22 protein-coding genes are annotated in these 19,921 nt (G+C 41.1%); 15 read left to right on the top strand and 7 right to left on the bottom strand.

The genetic code is table 11. The features are described 5' to 3' along the window. The first annotated feature begins 21 nt into the window (after window positions 1-21). The 5 genes from dnaG (at window position 22) to MHI20_RS05415 (ending at window position 5,789) form a co-directional block, all read left to right on the top strand. On the top strand, window positions 22-1,851 hold the full coding sequence (gene dnaG, locus MHI20_RS05435; protein ID WP_008342393.1) for a DNA primase: 1,830 nt from the start codon (window positions 22-24) through the stop codon (window positions 1,849-1,851). A gap of 204 nt (window positions 1,852-2,055) precedes the next feature. Then, a complete protein-coding gene (gene rpoD / locus MHI20_RS05430; protein ID WP_008342392.1) occupies window positions 2,056-3,177 on the top strand; it encodes an RNA polymerase sigma factor RpoD in 1,122 nt (373 codons plus the stop codon). Window positions 3,178-3,478: 301 nt separating this feature from the next. After that, entirely contained in the window at window positions 3,479-3,838 is a 360-nt protein-coding gene (gene cccA / locus MHI20_RS05425) for a cytochrome c550 (protein WP_008342390.1), read from the top strand. A 120-nt stretch (window positions 3,839-3,958) separates the two neighbouring features. Beyond that, window positions 3,959-4,675, top strand: a complete 717-nt coding sequence (locus MHI20_RS05420; RefSeq protein ID WP_335350351.1) for a tRNA (adenine(22)-N(1))-methyltransferase — start codon at window positions 3,959-3,961, stop codon at window positions 4,673-4,675. Then, the gene (locus MHI20_RS05415) at window positions 4,668-5,789 is read left to right on the top strand and encodes a Nif3-like dinuclear metal center hexameric protein (protein WP_048001530.1); all 1,122 of its coding nucleotides are present in this window, start codon (window positions 4,668-4,670) and stop codon (window positions 5,787-5,789) included. Before MHI20_RS05420 ends, MHI20_RS05415 begins: the two co-directional genes overlap by 8 nt. Window positions 5,790-5,825: 36 nt before the next feature. On the opposite strand, the gene MHI20_RS05410 is transcribed toward MHI20_RS05415, so the two are convergent. Both MHI20_RS05410 and vrrA read right to left on the bottom strand, forming a co-directional pair. Then, window positions 5,826-6,770 carry a 4-hydroxy-3-methylbut-2-enyl diphosphate reductase gene (locus tag MHI20_RS05410; RefSeq protein WP_338705561.1) on the bottom strand — a complete coding sequence of 315 codons (945 nt, stop codon included), beginning with the start codon at window positions 6,768-6,770 and terminating at the stop codon, window positions 5,826-5,828. A 156-nt stretch (window positions 6,771-6,926) separates the two neighbouring features. Continuing rightward, window positions 6,927-7,640, bottom strand: coding sequence for a VrrA/YqfQ family protein (gene vrrA / locus MHI20_RS05405; protein ID WP_268418703.1), 714 nt, complete (start codon window positions 7,638-7,640; stop codon window positions 6,927-6,929). A 155-nt stretch (window positions 7,641-7,795) separates the two neighbouring features. Here vrrA and MHI20_RS05400 point away from each other — a divergent pair, with 155 nt between their 5' ends. Together MHI20_RS05400 and MHI20_RS05395 are read left to right on the top strand one after the other, a co-directional pair. After that, on the top strand, window positions 7,796-9,115 hold the full coding sequence (locus MHI20_RS05400; protein ID WP_024718822.1) for a DEAD/DEAH box helicase: 1,320 nt from the start codon (window positions 7,796-7,798) through the stop codon (window positions 9,113-9,115). Between the two features lie 9 nt (window positions 9,116-9,124). Further along, window positions 9,125-10,018, top strand: coding sequence for a deoxyribonuclease IV (locus MHI20_RS05395; RefSeq protein WP_017358005.1), 894 nt, complete (start codon window positions 9,125-9,127; stop codon window positions 10,016-10,018). Between the two features lie 49 nt (window positions 10,019-10,067). On the opposite strand, the gene MHI20_RS05390 is transcribed toward MHI20_RS05395, so the two are convergent. Further along, complete coding sequence (locus MHI20_RS05390; protein ID WP_008342377.1) at window positions 10,068-10,322, bottom strand: DUF2624 domain-containing protein; 255 nt, start codon at window positions 10,320-10,322, stop codon at window positions 10,068-10,070. Between the two features lie 140 nt (window positions 10,323-10,462). Between MHI20_RS05390 and MHI20_RS05385 the strand changes: the two genes are divergently transcribed. The 5 genes from MHI20_RS05385 to MHI20_RS05365 all read left to right on the top strand — a co-directional run bounded on the left by MHI20_RS05385 (window position 10,463) and on the right by MHI20_RS05365 (window position 14,581). Then, entirely contained in the window at window positions 10,463-11,344 is an 882-nt protein-coding gene (locus MHI20_RS05385) for a YitT family protein (RefSeq protein WP_017367617.1), read from the top strand. Between the two features lie 135 nt (window positions 11,345-11,479). Further along, window positions 11,480-12,256 (top strand): metal ABC transporter ATP-binding protein, encoded by a 777-nt coding sequence (locus tag MHI20_RS05380; protein ID WP_110487678.1) that lies wholly within the window; start codon window positions 11,480-11,482, stop codon window positions 12,254-12,256. Beyond that, window positions 12,256-13,116, top strand: coding sequence for a metal ABC transporter permease (locus MHI20_RS05375; RefSeq protein WP_007501274.1), 861 nt, complete (start codon window positions 12,256-12,258; stop codon window positions 13,114-13,116). The genes MHI20_RS05380 and MHI20_RS05375 overlap by 1 nt, the downstream gene beginning before the upstream one ends. Further along, entirely contained in the window at window positions 13,094-13,522 is a 429-nt protein-coding gene (locus tag MHI20_RS05370; RefSeq protein WP_003217433.1) for a Fur family transcriptional regulator, read from the top strand. The genes MHI20_RS05375 and MHI20_RS05370 overlap by 23 nt, the downstream gene beginning before the upstream one ends. Window positions 13,523-13,663: 141 nt before the next feature. Further along, window positions 13,664-14,581: an ROK family protein gene (locus MHI20_RS05365; protein WP_340937071.1), complete on the top strand. Its 918-nt coding sequence runs from the start codon at window positions 13,664-13,666 to the stop codon at window positions 14,579-14,581. A gap of 227 nt (window positions 14,582-14,808) precedes the next feature. Here the strand turns inward: MHI20_RS05365 and MHI20_RS05360 are convergent, their stop codons facing one another. Then, a complete protein-coding gene (locus tag MHI20_RS05360) occupies window positions 14,809-15,387 on the bottom strand; it encodes a 5' nucleotidase, NT5C type (RefSeq protein ID WP_008342361.1) in 579 nt (192 codons plus the stop codon). 139 nt (window positions 15,388-15,526) lie between these two features. Between MHI20_RS05360 and MHI20_RS05355 the strand changes: the two genes are divergently transcribed. Then, window positions 15,527-15,889 carry a DUF308 domain-containing protein gene (locus MHI20_RS05355; protein WP_008342359.1) on the top strand — a complete coding sequence of 121 codons (363 nt, stop codon included), beginning with the start codon at window positions 15,527-15,529 and terminating at the stop codon, window positions 15,887-15,889. A gap of 47 nt (window positions 15,890-15,936) precedes the next feature. Here MHI20_RS05355 and ispG read toward each other — a convergent pair whose 3' ends face one another. Then, entirely contained in the window at window positions 15,937-17,052 is a 1,116-nt protein-coding gene (gene ispG / locus MHI20_RS05350) for a flavodoxin-dependent (E)-4-hydroxy-3-methylbut-2-enyl-diphosphate synthase (RefSeq protein ID WP_008342357.1), read from the bottom strand. A 106-nt stretch (window positions 17,053-17,158) separates the two neighbouring features. Then, window positions 17,159-17,461 (bottom strand): hypothetical protein, encoded by a 303-nt coding sequence (locus MHI20_RS05345; protein ID WP_007501268.1) that lies wholly within the window; start codon window positions 17,459-17,461, stop codon window positions 17,159-17,161. Between the two features lie 190 nt (window positions 17,462-17,651). Between MHI20_RS05345 and MHI20_RS05340 the strand changes: the two genes are divergently transcribed. Further along, complete coding sequence (locus MHI20_RS05340; RefSeq protein ID WP_045034379.1) at window positions 17,652-18,197, top strand: GNAT family N-acetyltransferase; 546 nt, start codon at window positions 17,652-17,654, stop codon at window positions 18,195-18,197. A 240-nt stretch (window positions 18,198-18,437) separates the two neighbouring features. On the opposite strand, the gene MHI20_RS05335 is transcribed toward MHI20_RS05340, so the two are convergent. After that, window positions 18,438-19,190: a DUF1189 domain-containing protein gene (locus MHI20_RS05335; RefSeq protein ID WP_007501266.1), complete on the bottom strand. Its 753-nt coding sequence runs from the start codon at window positions 19,188-19,190 to the stop codon at window positions 18,438-18,440. Window positions 19,191-19,333: 143 nt separating this feature from the next. On the opposite strand from MHI20_RS05335, the gene MHI20_RS05330 reads away from it, so the two are divergent. After that, complete coding sequence (locus tag MHI20_RS05330) at window positions 19,334-19,819, top strand: DUF456 domain-containing protein (protein ID WP_007501265.1); 486 nt, start codon at window positions 19,334-19,336, stop codon at window positions 19,817-19,819. Window positions 19,820-19,921 lie beyond the last annotated feature (102 nt).

Genomic DNA, 19,921 nt, shown 5'->3' with positions numbered 1-19,921 from the left:
GTACGACGGAGTGTTATTAGGATGAGCAAACGTATACCAGATGAACTTTTGGAGCAAATCCAAAAAAACGCAGACATTGTCGAAGTGATTGGAGAATACGTACAGCTTAGAAAACAAGGTCGGAATTACTTCGGTCTTTGTCCATTCCATGGTGAAAATACTCCTTCATTCTCTGTTTCAGCAGATAAGCAAATCTTCCATTGTTTTGGCTGTGGTGCAGGAGGCAATGTATTTTCGTTCCTCAGACAAATGGAAGGCTACTCATTTATTGAAGCCGTTTCACATGTTGCTGATAAGTACCATATTGATTTGCCGGATCATGTAGCGAATGCGCAGATCAGTTCCTCACAGCAAGAGGATACAGCAGATCATAAAATGATTGAGGCGCATGAGCTTCTTAAGAAATTTTACCACCATTTGCTGGTAAATACAAAGGAAGGTCAAAACGCACTCGATTATTTAAGGTCTAGGGGCTTTACGGATGAAACAATTGCCAAGTTTGAGATCGGGTATGCTCTCGACTCGTGGGATTTCGTGACCAAGTTTTTAGAAAAACGAGGGTTTGATCCTGCGATGATGGAGAAGGCTGGTCTTTTGATTCAACGAGAAAACGGCACAGGTTTTTTTGACCGCTTTAGAGATCGTGTCATGTTTCCAATTCATGATCATCACGGGACGGTCGTCGCTTTTTCTGGAAGATCACTTGGTGATCAGCAGCCAAAGTATATGAATAGTCCTGAAACGCCACTTTTTCATAAAAGTAAGCTGCTTTATCACTTTCATGACGCGCGTATGCATATTAGAAAACGCGAACGTGCAGTCCTTTTCGAAGGATTTGCTGACGTCATCTCGGCTGTCACAAGTGGTGTTGGCGAAAGTGTTGCAACAATGGGTACGTCTTTAACAGAAGAGCACGTAAAGCTTCTTAGGCGGAACGTTGAAGAGATCATTTTATGTTATGACTCTGACACGGCCGGGTATGAAGCGACCATGAAAGCATCAGATTTGCTTGGAAAAAGAGGATGTAAAGTTCGCGTTGCCATGATACCAGATGGACTTGATCCAGATGATTACATTCGTAAATATGGCGGCGAGAAATTTAGGAATGACATCATAGATGCAAGTGTGACATTAATGACATTTAAGATGAATTTTTTCCGAAGGGGAAAGAATTTGTCTGACGAAGGAGACCGCCTGACTTACATGAAGCAGGTTCTCCGAGAAATTAGCCGATTAAACGGTTCCTTGGAACAAGAGATTTACATGAAGCAGCTGGCTGGGGAGTTCTCCATTTCACTTGACTCATTAAAGGAGCAATTGGAGCTTTTTGAAAAGCAGCAGCGACAAGAGGCCAAGAGCTCGCAAGAAGAAAATGGACTTGAAAAGCGGCGTGCACATCTGTCAACACAGGTAAGACGAAAACGTCTAAGGCCGGCATATGAAAACGCAGAGCGAATGCTCCTTGCACATATGTTGAAAAATGATGACGTGATCCGAAAAGTGCTTGATAGGATAGGGTTTGAATTTAATATAGATTCGCACAGAGCGCTGGCAACATACATTTATGCATTGTATGAAGAAGGCAAGGAGCCGACCCCGCAGCATCTGATGAACCGTATAGAAGATGATGTGATCAATCAGCTCCTGACGGATATATTCATGATTCAAGTTGGAGACGAACTAAGTGAAGCTGAATTAAGTGATTATGTAAAAAAAGTGTTGAATCATCGGAATTTGTCAATGATAAAGGAAAAAGAACTAGAACGTGCAGAGGCGGAGAGGCAAAAAGATTTCTTCAAAGCGGCAACACTTGCAAAAGAAATTATTCAGTTGAACCGTTCGCTGAAGTAATACGTCTACTATTTATGACAAGACTTACGGCTGGCAATGAATCCTTTAATGGGAGGAGCATAAGACCGCAAGCATCTTGCCTTCATCATTATTTATTTTTATTCCTATTTGCTCATTCTGTTTGATAGAGAGAGAAAGGCAGAGCAGAAGCAAATCGCAAGTTACTTTAGAATTCGTTGCAAGCTTTGGAAGGAGGGATCCATAATGGCTGATAAACAAGCCCACGAAACTGAAACTGAATTAACCTTTGAACAGGTGAGAGATAAGCTCACTGAAACGGGTAAAAAACGGGGCGTTTTAACATACGAAGAAATTGCAGAGCGTATGTCTAGCTTTGAAATTGAATCAGACCAGATGGATGAATACTATGAATACTTAGGCGAACAGGGTGTAGAACTCATCAGTGAAAATGAAGAGACTGAAGACCCAAATGTTCAGCAGCTGGCTAAGGCAGAAGAGGAATTTGACCTGAATGATTTAAGCGTACCACCAGGTGTCAAAATTAATGATCCTGTTCGTATGTACTTAAAAGAGATCGGGCGCGTCAATTTGCTATCTGCTAAAGAAGAGATTACGTATGCTCAAAAGATTGAAGAAGGCGATGAGGAATCAAAAAGAAGATTAGCGGAAGCGAACCTTCGTCTCGTTGTCAGCATTGCGAAACGTTATGTTGGTCGTGGTATGCTGTTCCTTGACTTGATTCAAGAAGGAAACATGGGGCTCATGAAGGCGGTTGAGAAGTTTGATTACCGCAAAGGATACAAATTCTCAACGTATGCGACTTGGTGGATTAGACAGGCGATCACACGTGCGATTGCCGATCAGGCGAGAACAATCCGGATCCCGGTTCATATGGTGGAAACCATTAATAAATTAATCCGTGTTCAAAGACAGCTTCTACAAGATCTAGGTAGAGAACCAACGCCAGAAGAAATTGCGGAAGACATGGATTTAACACCAGAGAAAGTAAGAGAAATTCTTAAAATTGCGCAAGAGCCAGTATCTTTAGAAACACCTATTGGTGAGGAAGATGACTCGCATCTTGGTGATTTTATCGAAGACCAAGAGGCGACTTCTCCATCAGACCATGCTGCCTATGAGCTCTTAAAAGAGCAGCTTGAAGATGTATTAGATACGCTAACGGACCGTGAAGAAAATGTGCTGAGACTGCGTTTCGGACTAGATGACGGAAGAACACGCACATTAGAAGAGGTAGGAAAGGTGTTTGGCGTAACAAGAGAGCGTATTCGCCAAATTGAAGCGAAAGCTCTTCGTAAATTAAGACACCCAAGCAGAAGTAAACGATTAAAAGACTTCTTAGAATAGAAACCGGACGGATCTTGAGAGAGATCCGTTCTTTCTTCATCAAAATGAAAACGCTTTTTTGATCTGATTATATTTTACTGAATAACAAATGAATTTGCAACGTTCTTAGAGAAAAGATGTATAAAAAATACATCTAAATGTGCTGAAGGCTTCTTTTCTCATTTTGAATCATTTTTGTCTAATCTGTGAACTTGACCAAAGTTTTGTATCATAATTCGTTTACTTTTTGTAAAATTAAAGTAGAATTAGAATTGTTTGCATAGTCTCAAAGGGGTTTTTCACAAAGGGGAGGATGAAAGAAATGAAACGGAATCCACTTATACCATTCTTATTGATTGCCATTTTAGGTATTGGACTCACTTTTTTCTTATCAATGAAGGGGCTGAAAGATGAAGACAAAATTGCCTCTGGGGGCAAAGAGCAAAAGCAAGAAGAGACCGCAAATGCAACGCCGGAAGAATTGTATAAGCAGAACTGTATTAGCTGTCATGGGGAAAACTACGAAGGTGGCGCTGGTCCTGCATTAAAAGGTGTTGGCGACAAGCTTGAAGTAGCAGACATCAAGAAGAAAATTCAAGAAGGCGGAAATGGGATGCCGGGCGGGCTAATCCCGAATGAAAAGCTCGATGAAATGTCAGAATGGGTATCCAAAATTAAATAATAAAGCGCAAAAAGCTCTTTTTCATCAGAAGAGCTTTTTTCATTTGAAAACGACTTTTAAAAAGTCCATAATTTATATAAGATAGACAAGTATGAACATTAAAGAAAAGTAGTGATATGGATGAATGAAATGAATTTGTCAAAACGATTAAAAAGAGTCGCAGACTTTTTACCAAAAGAGGCGGTCTTTGCTGATATCGGCTCAGATCATGCCTATTTGCCATGTTATGCGATATTACATCATAAAGCATTGAAAGCCATTGCTGGTGAAATTACTGATGGACCGCTTCAATCTGCGAAGCAGCAAGTACATAGGCTTGAATTAGATGAGCAGATTTCAGTCAGAAAAGGAAATGGCCTTGAAGTGATTGAAAAAGGCGAGGTGAATGCTGTTACAATTGCAGGAATGGGCGGGGCACTCATTGCAAGCATTCTAAATGAAGGTAAACACAAGCTCACAGGGCAGGAGCGGCTTATTCTTCAGCCTAATATTCATGCCCACCATATTCGTTTATGGCTCTATCAAGAGGGGTATGAACTGATGGCTGAAGTGATTTTAGAAGAGGATGGCAAAATATACGAAATCATCATTGCCGAAACAGGAGACAAAGATAAAGCTTATGAAGGCATGTCGATTGAAACAGGCATGCTCGTTGGTCCGTTTCTTGCCAAAGAGCAAAATGATGTCTTCCGGCGCAAATGGATGAATGAGCTTCAGCACATGGAGCATATAGAAGGCCAGATTCAACAAGCAGCGCAGACGGAAGAGAACAGAGAACGTCTCAAAGAGCTGAATGCGAAAATAAAAATTCTAAAGGAGGTTTTGACTGTTGGCTAAAACAGTGAACGGGCATGAAATCATCCAATTATTTGAGCAATTTTCACCAAAGGCATATGCGGTGGAAGGTGATAAAATCGGGCTCCAGATTGGAACGCTGAATAAAAAAGTGACCAATGTCATGATCACCTTAGATGTATTAGAAAATGTGGTAGATGAGGCAATTGAGCGGAAGGTGGATCTCATTATTGCCCACCATCCGCCAATTTTCCGTCCATTAAAACATGTGGCGACAGATCAGCCGGCAGGACGGATCATTGAGAAATGCATCAAACATGATATTGCGGTGTATGTAGCACATACAAACCTGGATGTGGCTGATGGAGGAGTCAATGACTTGCTTGCAGAGGCTTTAGAGCTCGGGGAAACAAAAGTGCTAGTTCCAACATACGAAGATCCAATTAAGCAGCTAGCCTTGTATGTTCCAGTGGAATTTGAAGAGGCCATCAGGACGGCTTTAGGAAATGCGGGAGCTGGCCATATTGGCAACTACAGTCATTGCGCTTTTTCAAATGAAGGGACAGGCAGTTTTCTACCATCAGAAGAAGCTGTGCCATTTATTGGTGAGACGGGTAAATTGGAATTTGTGAAAGAAGTACGAATCGAAACCATTTTCCCAGCAAGTATTGAAAAACAAGTGATTCGTGAAATGATCAAAGCACACCCTTATGAAGAAGTGGCTTACAGTGTACACACGACAGATCTTCCTCCTATTCAAAAAGGCCTTGGTCGTATTGGTGAATTAAAAGAACCTATGACACTTAAAGACTTCACTCAATTTGTGAAAACGAAGTTAGATGTGAATGGAGCACGTTTTGTAGGAGATCAGGAAGCGGTCGTGAAAAAAGTAGCTGTGCTTGGAGGAGACGGAAATAAATATATCCATCAAGCGAAAAGAATGGGTGCAGATGTGTACGTGACTGGCGACCTTTATTTCCATGTCGCTCACGATGCCATGATGCTCGGACTGAATGTAGTGGACCCAGGTCATTACGCAGAAAAGATCATGAAAGAGGGCGTGAAGACAAAGCTAGAATCGCTATGTACAGATAAAAAATATGATGTGCAGTTCTTTGTATCAGAATCAAACACAAACCCGTTTCAATTTGTGTAAACAAAAACGTCAGAGCATAGCAGCTCTGACGTTTTTTTATTTCTTTGTTTTCACGCGAGGTAATATCTTAGAAAGAGGAACCGTCCGTTCAATTTTCCATGTTGATTCATCATCAGGTTCGTAGTTTTCTAAGAAACGAATGACTTCTTTTGTAATAGGTGTAGGTGTGGAAGCACCTGCAGTAACGGCAACGGTTTTTACCCCTTGGAGCCATTCAAGCTTTAGCTCACTTAGATCACCAATTCGGTAAGCCTGCGTTCCTGCAATCTCCATTGACACTTGCGCCAGACGATTTGAGTTATTGCTTTTTGGATCGCCGACCACAATGGTCAGATCGGCTTGGCCTGCTTGTTGTGACACAGCTTCCTGACGTACCTGTGTCGCAAGGCAGATCTCTTGATGGTACTCGACGTGAGGATATTTTTCTTTAATGAGCTCCATCAGATCATGAACATCCCACTGAGACATTGTCGTCTGATTGGTGATGAGCAGTTTATCTGACGTTAAATCGAGCGCTTTAATATCAGCTTCTGTTTCGACAAGGTGCACTTTGTCAGGTGCAACACCGACGGCTCCTTCTGGCTCAGGGTGACCCTTTTTCCCGATATAAATAATGTCATATCCATCAGCTGTTTTTTCTGAAATGAGTTCATGTGTTTTCATGACATCTGGACAGGTCGCATCAATGGCGACAAGGCCTTTTTCTTCTGCAATTTGACGGACTTCAGGAGATACGCCGTGAGCGGTGAAAATCACTGTGCCACTTTCAACCTGTTTTAAAATATCCAGACGGTTTGGTCCGTCCAGTGTGTATATTCCATCTTCTTCGAAGGCATCTGTGACATGTTTGTTGTGCACAATCATACCTAATATATAAATTGGGCGTGGCAAGTTTTTATCAAGTGCGGCATTTTTAGCAATGACCATTGCATCTACAACGCCATAGCAATAGCCACGCGGCGAAATTTTAATTACATTCATTTATTCGTCCTCCTGTAGGGAAGTGCTGCTAGAGAAGAACAATATAAAAAGCCGTGAAAAACGGCTTTTGATCATTCTCTTCCTTCATTATAGCCAAAGTAAGCGCATATATCAAAGATTGTTATACATGGGAAACACTTCGCCTTTAAAAGATCACTAGACATATAGTTTCGGAATGGAACTGCCCGATCTTTTTTTCGGTTTTGCTTCAGGAGCAGCTGATGTGTGTACAGTGGTTTTTTTGACAAGGATGTCCTCTGGTTCTTCTTCATTTCCTTCTTCTATTTCATCATCAACTGGTTCGTGCGGAACGTCTGTTTCTGCAGTGATTTCTTTTGGTTCTTCGTCTGCATCATTCGTATTTGTTTCATCGTCATCCGCACTGCCAAGCTGGCTATAGAGTTTAATCATGGCAGGCAAATTTCTGACTAAAGGACCGTATTGCTGAATCATAGGCGTGAATTGCTGCGCCATTCCGAGTACTTTTTGAACATTTCCTAACATGCTTGAAAGGTTCGCAGGGTTTGCGAAGCTCTGGATTCCTTGTAATCCCGCACCACCTCCAGCGCCGGAGATCCCTGCTCCTCCAGCTCCAGGAAGAAATTTTGCCAGCATGCCCTTAATTCCGGCTCCGCCGCCTAGTGCACGGCTTTCGCCTCCAGGAATGCCACCCATCCCGCGTAGACCGCCGCCTTGTACAGACGGAGAGCGAGGCATCATTTGTTGAAATTGGTTGCCTTGCCCTTGAAAAGGCTGTTCGATCGGAGCCTGCTGTCTCCGTTGAAAAATTCCGGGCTGTCCGCCATTTCCAAGGTGCCGGCGTGAGGGGCGATGCGGCTGAAAATCGCCCATAGGCCTTTGCCCTAACATACTTGTACCTCCCTTACTGCATTCTCTTTCTCTTCATAGGTTATGCAGGGAAGTATCATTTGGTTTCCTGTGAGAAAAGCGGACATGGTTTTTTTGCGGAAAATCAGCTATAATGAGGAGATGAGCAAAAAGGCATTGCCTTAAGGAGTGAAAACATGAAAGAAACGAAATTTACGACATATGAATTAAAGTCTTTTATTATAGATGCTATTCATGAACTGGGCTTTTATGAGCCGACTGATATTCAAAAAAGAATCATACCTGCTGTTTTAAAAGGTGAAAGCGTGATTGGACAGTCTCAAACAGGGACAGGGAAAACCCATGCGTATTTATTGCCGCTTATTCATTCAATTGATCCAAGCAAAGAGCAAGTACAAGTGGTCATTACTGCACCAACACGAGAATTAGCGAATCAAATTTTTAAAGAAGCACAAACGATCTTAAAAAATACGCCTCCAGAAGAAGAAATCAAGGCAAAGCTTTACATTGGCGGAACGGACAAGCAGAAATCCATTCAAAAGCTAAAGAATCAGCCGCACTTAGTGGTCGGCACTCCTGGACGTATTGCTGATCTTATTCATGAGCAAGCGCTGAATGTGTACAAAGCAACATCTCTTGTCATTGATGAAGCCGACCTTATGCTGGATATGGGCTTTTTAGAAGATGTGGATCGTATTGGTTCACAAATGCCAGAACAGTTGCAAATGCTCGTGTTCTCAGCAACTATTCCAGAAAAATTAAAACCTTTCCTCAAAAAATATATGGATAATCCGAAATATGCACATGTTGAACCGAAACGCATTACGGCTGAAAACATTCAGCATATTTTAGTTCCATCTAAACAACGTGATAAATTAAAATTACTTCATGAAATGGTGACGAATGTACAGCCTTATTTAGGGATCATCTTTGCCAATACGAAATCAACTGTTGATGAAATTGCCTCATTCCTACAGGAAAAAGGAATGAAAATTGGGGTACTTCATGGTGGTTTAACGCCTCGTGAACGTAAAAAAGTGATGAAACAAATTGAAGATTTGGAGTTCACATATATTGTGGCATCTGATCTTGCTGCCCGCGGGATTGATATTAAGGGCGTCAGCCACGTGATTAACTATGAGCTCCCATCCGATCTTGATTTTTATGTTCACCGTGTGGGAAGAACGGCTCGCGCTGGTTCATCTGGCATTGCAATGACCATTTATGATCTTGCTGATGAGGATGCACTCGTTCAAATTGAAAAAATGGGTGTTGTGTTTGAAAACAAAACGATTGTTCATGGCGAATGGCGAGATGCAGATGATCGTTTGAAGCGTCAAAGACGTAAAAAAGCACCAAATGAAATTGAAGAAAAAGCAAAACGTCTTGTCAGAAAACCGAAAGCCGTCAAACCTGGATATAAAAAGAAAATGACACGTGAGATGGATAAGATCAAAAGACAAGAACGTAGAAAGTCAAAGCGTAACGGAAAGTAGGGGGACACATTGTTGAAGATTGGATCACATGTATCCATGAGCGGAAAACATATGCTACTTGCAGCGAGTGAGGAAGCTGCCTCTTATGGTTCAAATACTTTTATGATTTATACAGGTGCACCACAAAATACGCGCCGTAAAAAAATTGAAGATCTCAATATTGAAGCTGGACAAGCGCATATGAAAGAGCATGGTATGACAGATATCGTCGTTCATGCACCGTATATTATCAATATTGGGAACACAGTGAATCCAGCGACATTTGAGCTTGGAGTGGACTTCCTTCGCTCTGAGATAGAGCGTACAGAAGCGCTAGGTGCAAGACAAATTGTTCTTCATCCGGGTGCGCATGTTGGAGCAGGTGCAGATGCTGGAATTCAAAAAATCATTGAAGGTCTCAATGAAGTCATTGTGAAGGGGCAGGAGGTTCAAATTGCGCTGGAAACAATGGCAGGAAAAGGATCAGAGTGCGGAAGAAGCTTTGAAGAGCTTGCCCAAATTATTGACGGTGTGACACATAACGAAGCACTTTCTGTTTGCTTTGATACGTGTCACACGCACGATGCAGGTTATCCCATTGTGAGTGATTTTGATGGAGTATTAGAAGAATTTGATCGAATTGTCGGGATCGACCGAATCAAAGTTCTTCATATTAATGACAGTAAAAATGTACAAGGCGCAAGAAAAGACCGACATGAAAATATCGGTTTTGGAGAAATTGGTTTTGATGCCCTGAGCTATATCGTTCATCATCCACAGCTTCAAGATGTGCCGAAGATTCTAGAAACGCCTTATGTAGGTGAAGATAAAAAGAACAAGAAACCACCTTATAAATTCGAAATTGCGATGCTGAAAGAAAAGCAATTTGATGAAGGTTTACTAGATAAGATTACGGGTCAATAAAAAGTGCATGCAATGTGATGAGGTGCCGCTAAATGCGGCCCTTTTTTGCCTAATTTGTGAATTGATTAAACAGATCATTGACGGTCTGTGCTGTCTGTTTAGACGTAATCGCTTCCACTTGCTTAAGCAGCCGGTTGCGCTCTGCATCATTAAAAATATTGACGTTTTTCCCATTCATGAGTTTGGCGACCTCTGCAGCCTGATTGGATGTTAAGCTGACCCCATACTGTTTCGCATACCTTAACAAGTCATTTGCTGTGATCTGATTCAGACGCTGCAACACAATTTTTTGAATTAAAATCAATTCCATTCCTCCCCTCTGTATCAATGTATGGGCGAAAACGGAAAATGTGCAAAAAATTTTATTTTACTCTGTGAAATGATAAAATAGTAAAGTGAATAAAATGTTCATTGAAAACTAAACATGTGTAGAAGGGAGAACGTATGGCAAATAGTAAACAGCATAAAAAGGAATCAGTGCCTCATTTTATTTTGAGAATTTTTCTGATTCTAGTAGGAGCTGCATGTGCAGCAGTCAGCATTGAATTATTTTTAGTGCCAAACAATATTATTGATGGAGGCATCATCGGTATTTCGCTTATTTTGGATTATCTTTTTACGGATAACCCATTCATTAATTTTGCGACGATTGTTGTCATTTTAAATATTCCATTTATGATATCAGGATACAAACATATTGGGAAAACCTTTTTGGTTTCCACTGTGATTGGGATTGTCAGCTTGGCCGTGATTGAATCTTCACTTCATCATGTAGAAGCATTTACGACGCAGCCGATTTTAGCTACTGTATTTGGAGGGCTGTTACTCGGGTTTGGCGTTGGGCTTGTGATACGGAATGGAGGCTCAATGGACGGAACGGAAATCTTAGGAATTCTTCTGACGAAAAAAATTCCTTTCTCCGTCGGTGAGTTTGTCATGATCGTCAATGTGTTCATTTTTATTTGGGCGGGCTTTGTCTTCGGACCGGAGCAAGCTATGTATTCTGTCATGACATATTATTTGGCAATGAAAACAATTGATGCTGTTATTCAAGGGCTTGATGAAACAAAAGCGGTCATTATCGTTTCGGATTATTATGATGAAATTTCAGATGCGATCCTTCATCGTCTCGGCAGGGGAACCACCAAACTTAGAGGAAAAGGCGGCTATACCGATGAAGAAAAAGATGTCATTTACGCCGTCGTGACAAGACTTGAAATTACGAAGCTGAAATCTATCGTGTTTGAAATTGATGGTCAAGCCTTTATTACGATTATGGATACGCATGAAACAAAAGGCGGTAAATTCAAAACAGCCATTCATTAGCTTTTATTTTACTTTTTTATCTTTCTTTTATATAATGAAATGTATGTATGGACAAAGAAAATGGCTTTTGCCATTTTCTTTTTGTTGTATAAATCGTAATCATTCTTTTTATATTGGATTAAAGGTGGAAGATTTATGGCAAAGCCAATTATTGAAATGAAGGACATTTCGTATTCATATGGACAGCGAAATGTCATCGATCACATTCATTTAACAGTAGAGGAAGGAAACTTTCTAGCACTTGTTGGACCGAATGGATCTGGTAAAACAACCTTATTAAAATGCCTGCTTGGCTTGATTAAACCCCAGCAGGGAGAATTGAAGCTCTTTGGCACACCTGCTCAAAAATTTAAAGACTGGGATCAAATTGGATTTGTTTCTCAAAAGGCGAATAGCTTTAATACAGGTTTTCCTGCTTCTGTATACGAGGTCGTGGCAAGTGGTTTAACGGCGAAGATTGGTTTATTCAAACGCATGAGTAAGCAGGATAAGCTTCAAGTAGATGAGGCCATACGTTCAGTTGGTATACAAAACTTAAAACATCAAAACATTGGTGAGCTTTCAGGCGGTCAGCAGCAGCGTACATTTATTGCCCGTGCACTCGTCAGTCAGCCGAAGCTGCTTATTTTAGATGAGCCGACTGTGGGTGTAGACCAAAGAACAGTAGAGGGCTTTTATCAGCTGTTAGAAACATTGAACAAAGAAAAAGGAATGTCTTTAATTCTCGTTACACATGATGTAGGAACCGTTTCTGACAAAGTCACGCATGTGGCTTGTTTAAATCAGACACTTCATTTTCATGGAGATGCGGAAACGTTTGATTCGATGGATGATCAGGCGCTTTCTCAGTTTTACGGACATGACATTCAAGTGATTCATCACGATCATCACCATCATGGGGGACATGAATAATGCTATTTCCATTTTTTCATTATGAATTTTTACAAAATGCGTTTATCGCAGGTATGCTGATCGGCTTTATTGCGCCCTTACTTGGTGTATTTATTGTCGTGAGAAGGCTCTCTCTCATCGCAGATGCGCTTAGTCACGTGTCACTTGCTGGGATAGCGGCAAGTTTATTCCTTGATAAAAAGTTTGGACTTTTGACAGGGGTTAGCCCGCTTTACTTAGGAATGGCTTTTTCTGTGGCTGGCTCATTGTTTATCGAACGTCTGCGCTCTGTGTATAAACATTATCAGGAGCTGGCGATTCCCATTATTTTATCAGGTGGTATTGGGATCTCTGTTATTTTCATTTCACTTGCAAATGGTTTTAATACAGATTTGTTCAGTTATTTGTTCGGAAGTGTCAGTGCGGTTTCAAGACTCGATCTCTGGATTATTGTTGGGATCTCACTTGTCGTTGTATTAGTGGTTGTGCTCTTGTATAAAGAATTGTTTTTGCTTTCTTTTGATGAAGAACATGCGAAGGCTTCTGGTATTTCAGCTAAGTGGATTCATTTTATTTTTATTTTAGTCGTTGCACTTGTCATCGCAGCATCGATGCGTATTGTCGGTACACTCCTAGTGTCCGCACTCATGACACTGCCTGTTGCGGCAAGTATTCGGATTGCCAAAGGATTTAAACAGGCGATTTTCCTTTCCATCTTATTTGGGGAATTGTCTGTTATGGTCGGCTTGATTTTAAGTTATTATCTTGATTTAGCGCCGGGTGGAACCATTGTGATGTTGTCTATTTTGATTTTAATCGGGTGTATTAGTATTGGGAAATTCAGAAGGGGGAATCATCATGAACGTACAAGAAGCGCTTGATTTATTAAAGGAAAAAGGCTATAAATATACAAGCAAACGTGAAGATATGCTTCAATTGTTTTCTGATTCTGATAAATACTTGACCGCTAAAAATGTATTAACAGCTTTAAGTGAAGATTACCCAGGGCTTAGTTTTGATACGATTTATCGAAACCTGTCTTTATATGAAGATCTTGGGATATTAGAGACAACGGAATTATCAGGGGAGAAACTGTTCCGTTTTAAATGTTCGTTTTCCCATCATCATCATCACTTTATTTGTTTGACGTGTGGTAAAACAAAGGAAATCGACGCTTGCCCTATGGACAAGCTTGATGCTGATCTAGAGGATTATCACATTAGCGGACATAAATTTGAAATTTACGGAACGTGTCCTTCTTGCGAACCGAAAGAAGTTCATTCATGAAAGAAGCCAGCCGATGGGCTGGCTTTTTGTTTTGCGATCTTGAAAACGTTTTACAAAGGATAGCTGTTTCATTAAAATGAGAACAATAGATCATCTATAGAAGCAGATTTGAGTCTTTAGAAATAGGGGGAGTGGTCAAAGGTGGCACATTATGTTGTTTTCGATGTAGGCGGAACAAAAACAAAGCATGGGGTCATGGATCGAAATGGTGAGCTGATCACGAGCGGCGACTACGAAACAAACTGCCGACAGCTTGAGCCGTTTTTAGAGGACATGGAGAACGTGGTGAAAGAGTATCAAAGGACTTGGGATATCAAAGGGATTGCGATGAGTCTTCCGGGTTTTGTTGACAGTCAAACGGGTTATACGGAATTTGCAGGAGCGATTATTGCTTTAAATGGTCAAAATGTCAAAACGCTTTTGGAAGAAAAAACATCACTTCGTGTAGAAGTAGAAAATGATGCGAACTGTGCAGCTCTGGCTGAAAAATTTAGTGGTCATGCGAAAGAGTGTGACAGCTTTATATGTATGACGCTTGGGACTGGTGTCGGCGGTGGTATTTTTGCTGGTGGCGAGCTTGTGCGCGGTGCCTCTTTTCGCGGCGGTGAATTTGGTATGATGCTGACAGAAACAGAAAATGGTCAGTTTACCACACTCAACAGCAGTGCTTCGACAGCTGGATTGATACGAAGCTACAAAGAGCAGCAGGGCATTCCACAAAGTCAGCAAATCGACGGTCAAGAAATCTTTGAAAAAGCCAAGCATGATCCGGCCATTGAGAAGATGATCGATCAGTGGTACAAACGAATCGCAATTGGTATTTACAATGTGGCAACAGTTCTCAATCCAGAGAAAATCCTCATTGGCGGGGGCGTGAGTGCAAGGCCCGATTTGATTCCAAACATTGAGAAACATTTACATACTTTGCATGCATGGAAAAACATACAGGTGACACTGGAAACGTGCTATTACTTCAATCAGGCAGGTATGATGGGTGCACTTTATCATTTTTTAATAAAAGAAGGACATCATCGTACAATCAAAAAGTCGATACATTAAACGGATCGGCTTCAGCGTGTAGACAAACCGTCGCATTCTTTGTCAGTCCTGCGTGCTGGTGCTCACGAATGTCAAATTCGCTCCGCGCCAGTACTCGTCCTTCCTAGGGCTGCAAAGGTTTTCTATCACGCTGAAACGAAGACAAAGGGCTAAAATCAAGTTCATTTTAGCCCTTTGTCAACAATCTGAAGCCGATACATTAAAAACGTATCGGCTTTTGATCTGTTTTAGTAAGCAGTTTGCAGTCGCTTTTCATACTGTTTGATCCATTGGGATGCTTCTTGCCAGTTATTAACGCGAATGATCCGTTCATCAATTGGCATTTGATTATACGGTGAGTTAAACAGAATCACTGGAATGTCAGCTTCTTTTGCAATCATTGTGGCATTGCCATGGTGATCTTCAAAAAACACATCGATCTTATGTTTTTGAACAGCTTCCACCTTATGATGTCCGCCAACAAGCTCGATATCGTCGTAATGGACATGATTCTCCTCAAACCATTTGTAGGTGATGTCTGAGTGATGCTGCCTTCTGGCTGTGATATAAATCAATTGATGATGATGTTTCATTTGATTGAGGATTTCTTTTGCACCCTCGGCAGGCTTTGCCTGTTTATAAATAAGAGGCTCATACTCATTCATCCAGCCCCAAAATTCTTCATTTGAAATCTTTAAAAGCTTCGTCAAATCATATTCCGTCATATCATCTAGTGTGATGTCACATTGAAACGACTCATTTAAGTAGGGGACAAAGGTGTCCTGCGCCGTGACTGTGCCATCGATATCAATTCCTAAACGTAACATGCCCACACTCCTCATATTTATCCTCTTAAAGTGTAACATAATCAATTCACAATTCCAGCAAGTTTTAGCAAACATGAAACAGACATTTTTGCTCATACTAAAAAAGCTCCTTTCTATTAACCAAAAGGGGGAATTGATCATGGAAAGAGACGAAGATTTCAGAAGAAATGATCGTGAAATCGACACACACTTTAGTAATGATGATGGCTATTTAGAGGAAACAGCTGCTGAAATTGCAGAGCCATATCAAGCATCAAGAGATCGTGAAGACAGAAGAGAACGTGACCATGTAGGTGACGATTCAGGCAGTAAGGGGATAGGCTATACAGCACTCGCGATTGCGATTATCTCATTATTTGTCTTGCCGGTGCTATTAGGCGTAGCGGCAATCGTCGTTGGTTATATTGCAAGAAGAAAAGGAGCACATGCGCTTGGCGCGTGGTCAATCGGGATCGGAATCGTTTCCGTCATCCTCGGCATCTTTATCACCCCGTTCTTTTAACAGGACAGGAACAGAAAACGCCTGACAGTGATGTCAGGCGTTCTTTGTTATGCGTTCGCTTGTTTTGCTTTTTCAGCTTCCATTTTTGCATAATGTTCTTCAGCGATTTTATCGATTTCTTTTTTCAGTTCTTCGACCATTGTTTCTTCTGGCACTTTCCGAACGATTTCACCTTTGCGGAATAAGAGGCCTTCACCTCTAGCGCCAGCGATGCCGATATCAGCTTCACGCGCTTCACCCGGACCGTTTACAGCACATCCGAGAACAGCTACTTTGATTGGTGCTTTAATTTTAGAAATATATTCTTCGACTTCATTTGCAATGCTAATGAGGTCAATTTCAATTCGTCCACAAGTTGGACATGAGATGAGTGTTGCTGCATTAGATGCAAGGCCAAATGATTTTAATAATTCACGTGCCACTTTGACCTCTTCGACCGGGTCAGCACTTAATGAAATACGGAGTGTGTTACCAATCCCCATATTCAAGATTGCGCCAAGACCAGCTGCACTTTTGACCGTACCTGCAAATAACGTACCTGATTCTGTAATCCCAAGATGAAGAGGATAATCAAAGGCTTTTGCTGCTTTTTCGTATGCCTCAATCGCAAGGTTTACATCAGATGCTTTCATACTGACAATGATGTCATGAAAGTCTAGGTCTTCTAAAATTTTAATGTGATGCAGTGCACTTTCAACCATACCATCTGCGGTTGGATAGCCGTATTTATCAAGAATCTTTTTCTCGAGCGAACCGGCGTTTACCCCAATACGAATTGGAATGCCTTTTTCTTTTGCCGCTTTCACAACAGCTTCGACTTTTTCTCGTCTTCCGATGTTTCCTGGGTTGATACGAATTTTGTCTGCACCTGCTTCAATGGCTTTCAGTGCAAGCTTATAGTCAAAATGAATGTCGACAACAAGGGGGATGTTGATTTGTTTTTTAATGTCCGCAATCGCATTTGCTGCACGCTCATCTGGGCATGCGACACGCACGATTTGACAGCCAGCTTCTTCTAAACGTTTAATTTCAGCTACTGTCGCTTCGACATCATGTGTTTTGGTTGTCGCCATACTTTGAATGACGACTTCATTGTTTCCACCTATAGTTAAAGGTCCCACTTTGACGGGACGCGTTTTTGTACGATGTGTGACTTCACTCACTTGTCAATCGCTCCTTAGTGTACATGCAATTCGTTTGCAGTGTACGACGTGTTTTACATCTCATATTGTAACAGTCTCTTTGTATGAATGACAAGGAATTAACGTTTTATCTCTTATAGACCGGAAACTTGTATGTGCTGCCTGCCCGAATTTCGTTCGCTTTGACGCCTTGATTCAGTGCTTCAAAGTCTTCGATCACTTCATCTAATGGCTTACTTGTATGCACGATAGAGACGACGGTTTGTCCTTGTTTAACAGTGACAGTTTTATATGCCTGTTTTTCAGCTGTTTGAAAGGCGCTGGCGGGAACAGCAGGGCCTTCCTGAACGGGGATCGTTCCATTTTTTAAATCAAAAAAGATAATAAAGAGGACAAACAAACTGACTAGTAAAAAAATAATTCGCCGCATTTTACTCACCGCTTTTAAGAGTTTACTTCAGATTATGCATGTCCCTGAGTTGATAGAACAAAAAAGAGTGAAAAAGCTAGGAAGGGTGGTTCTAGTGAGTTCTAGTAAGACTTGTAAGTGAAAAAAGTTTGGAAAAAGCAATCCTAAGCCCTTTCTTTATTATGATAAAATCAAAACAGGGGGAGAGTATATGAAGAAAATCAGTCAGCATATATATGTAAGAACACTAACAGAAAGTGATGCAGAAGCACTATTAACACTTGAACGAGAAAACCGCACTTATTTTCAGCAATTTACTCCTTTGGTTCAGGATGATTTTTTTACTGTACCTCGTCAAAAGGAACGGATTAACCGCAGTATGCAAAGGCGTGCAAAAGATGAAGCCTATATGCACGGTATTTTCTTAAATGAAACAGATGCATTAATTGGAACGATCTCACTCAATTCTGTTGAAAGAGGACCAATTCAAGGGGCTTTGCTTGGATATGTACTTGATGAAAAGCAAGGCGGGAAGGGGTATATGACAGAGGCGATTCGTTTGATTATCGATTATGCCTTTTATGAACTGTACCTTCACCGCATTGAGGCTGGCGTAAAACCATCTAACATTGGTTCCATTCGTGTGCTTGAGAAGACAGGGTTTGAAAATGAGGGACTTCATCGTAAAAAAGTAAAGATCAATGATAAGTGGGAGGATCACTATTTGTTTGCGATCATCCATCCAGATGAGTCATAGGGTCAAAACAAATATAAAAGCTCCCCAAAATGAGGGAGCTTACAGCGTGTAGACAAACCCTCGCATTCTTTGTCAGTCCTGCGCGCTGGTACTCACGAATGACAAATTCGCTCCGTAAAAGTAGCTGTCCTTCCTAGACTGCAAAGGTTTTCTATCACGCTGAAAAGAAGACAAAGGGCTAAAATCAACAACATTTTAGCCTTTTGTCAACAATCTGAAAGCTCCTCAAAATGAGGGAGCTTATTTTTTTGCAGGTATTTCTTTAACGACAAGATATAAGAAAATAAAGTTAATCACCCAATTTAATAAAAATGAGTTCGCAACCGGCGTGTTTAATGCACTCATGATGGCGAAAAAGACGGTTGTTAATGTGAGTGAATAGGCAGAGAGCTTCCAAAGCATTTGAAAGGACAGCTCTTTTTGCTGCATTCGTTTAATAAATGTGCCAAGCATGGCTAGGAATGTTGCGCTGATGAACATGAGAGCAGCAGTAGATAGGTACAGCAGGACACAAATGACAGGGATAATGATCGCTTGATTCTGGTTTGTGACGCTGGCAAGTTCATCTTTTGTGAGTGTTCCGCCAAGCAGCTGGTATGGAATATCTGTCATTTGTCCGTCAATGGCAATCACTGCTTTTTCTTTCAATAACGCAATGGCTGTTTGTTTTGATTCAAGCTCACTTGATTTTATTTTTTCAGCGGGATCAAAGATAATCGTGATGCCATTTTCTTCTTTTTCGATCGGCGTGCTTTGATCCGCTTGAAGCGTTCCTTTTTCAATGGAAAAGTCGGGTAAATCTTTTTTAATCACATGTTGAAATCCTGACATCGCATTTGAAATCTCTTGGCTCATATGATAGCCCTGGGGGACAGCTGCGATGATCGAAAGGATAAAGATGAATAAAATGGCCTTTCCAATCCCAGTAAAACGTGCTCTGGCAATATCTTTTGGTGAATAAATTCCTTTTAACAATAAACTAAATACGTTCAACCGATTCACTTCCTACATTCTTTTCTATTTCTCACATTGTATCAATGTCTATCCATCCAGTACAAGTACGGCCTTCATTACTGGTTAAGATAGAAGGAATGAGGCATAATGTATACAGCATATAAAAAGGAGGCGGCAGCGGATTGGACGTGCTGTATTGGATTTTGATCGGCTGTGCATTTATCATTGCGTTTGTGGGACTTGTCTATCCAATCATTCCTAGTGTGGTTTTCATGGTTCTTGGGTTTATTTTATATGGGCTCTTTTTTAGCTTTGAGAAATTGACGCTCACCTTTTGGCTCATTCAAGCCATGTTTACAGCTGTGTTATTTGCCGCAGATTATGTCTCCAATCTGATTGGGGTGAAACGCTTTGGCGGCAGCCGGGCGGCCATTTGGGGAAGTACCATTGGGCTTTTAGCCGGTCCTTTTGTGATTCCGATTGCTGGAATTATCATTGGTCCATTTATCGGCAGTGTCATCGCAGAGCTGCTCGTTCATCAAAAAGATCTGAAGACAAGTGTGAAAGTTGGGCTTGGCTCATTAATTGGTTTTGTGTCAGGCGTATTTGCAAAAGGGTTGATTCAAGCACTGATGCTGGGAATCTTTTTGTTTTATGTGCTTCGCTAAATGGAAAATCGGTGTTTAAAACTCTTTCTGAAGGGTTAAATACAAAATAAACACTGAAATGTTTCAGATCATGAGCAATAACGTTGAAACAAGCCGTTTCTT

It is taken from the genome of Bacillus sp. FSL K6-1106, from assembly GCF_038005245.1.
Taxonomy (GTDB): Bacteria; Bacillota; Bacilli; order Bacillales; family Bacillaceae; genus Bacillus; species Bacillus altitudinis.
This window is presented reverse-complemented; position numbering and strand designations above follow the sequence as displayed.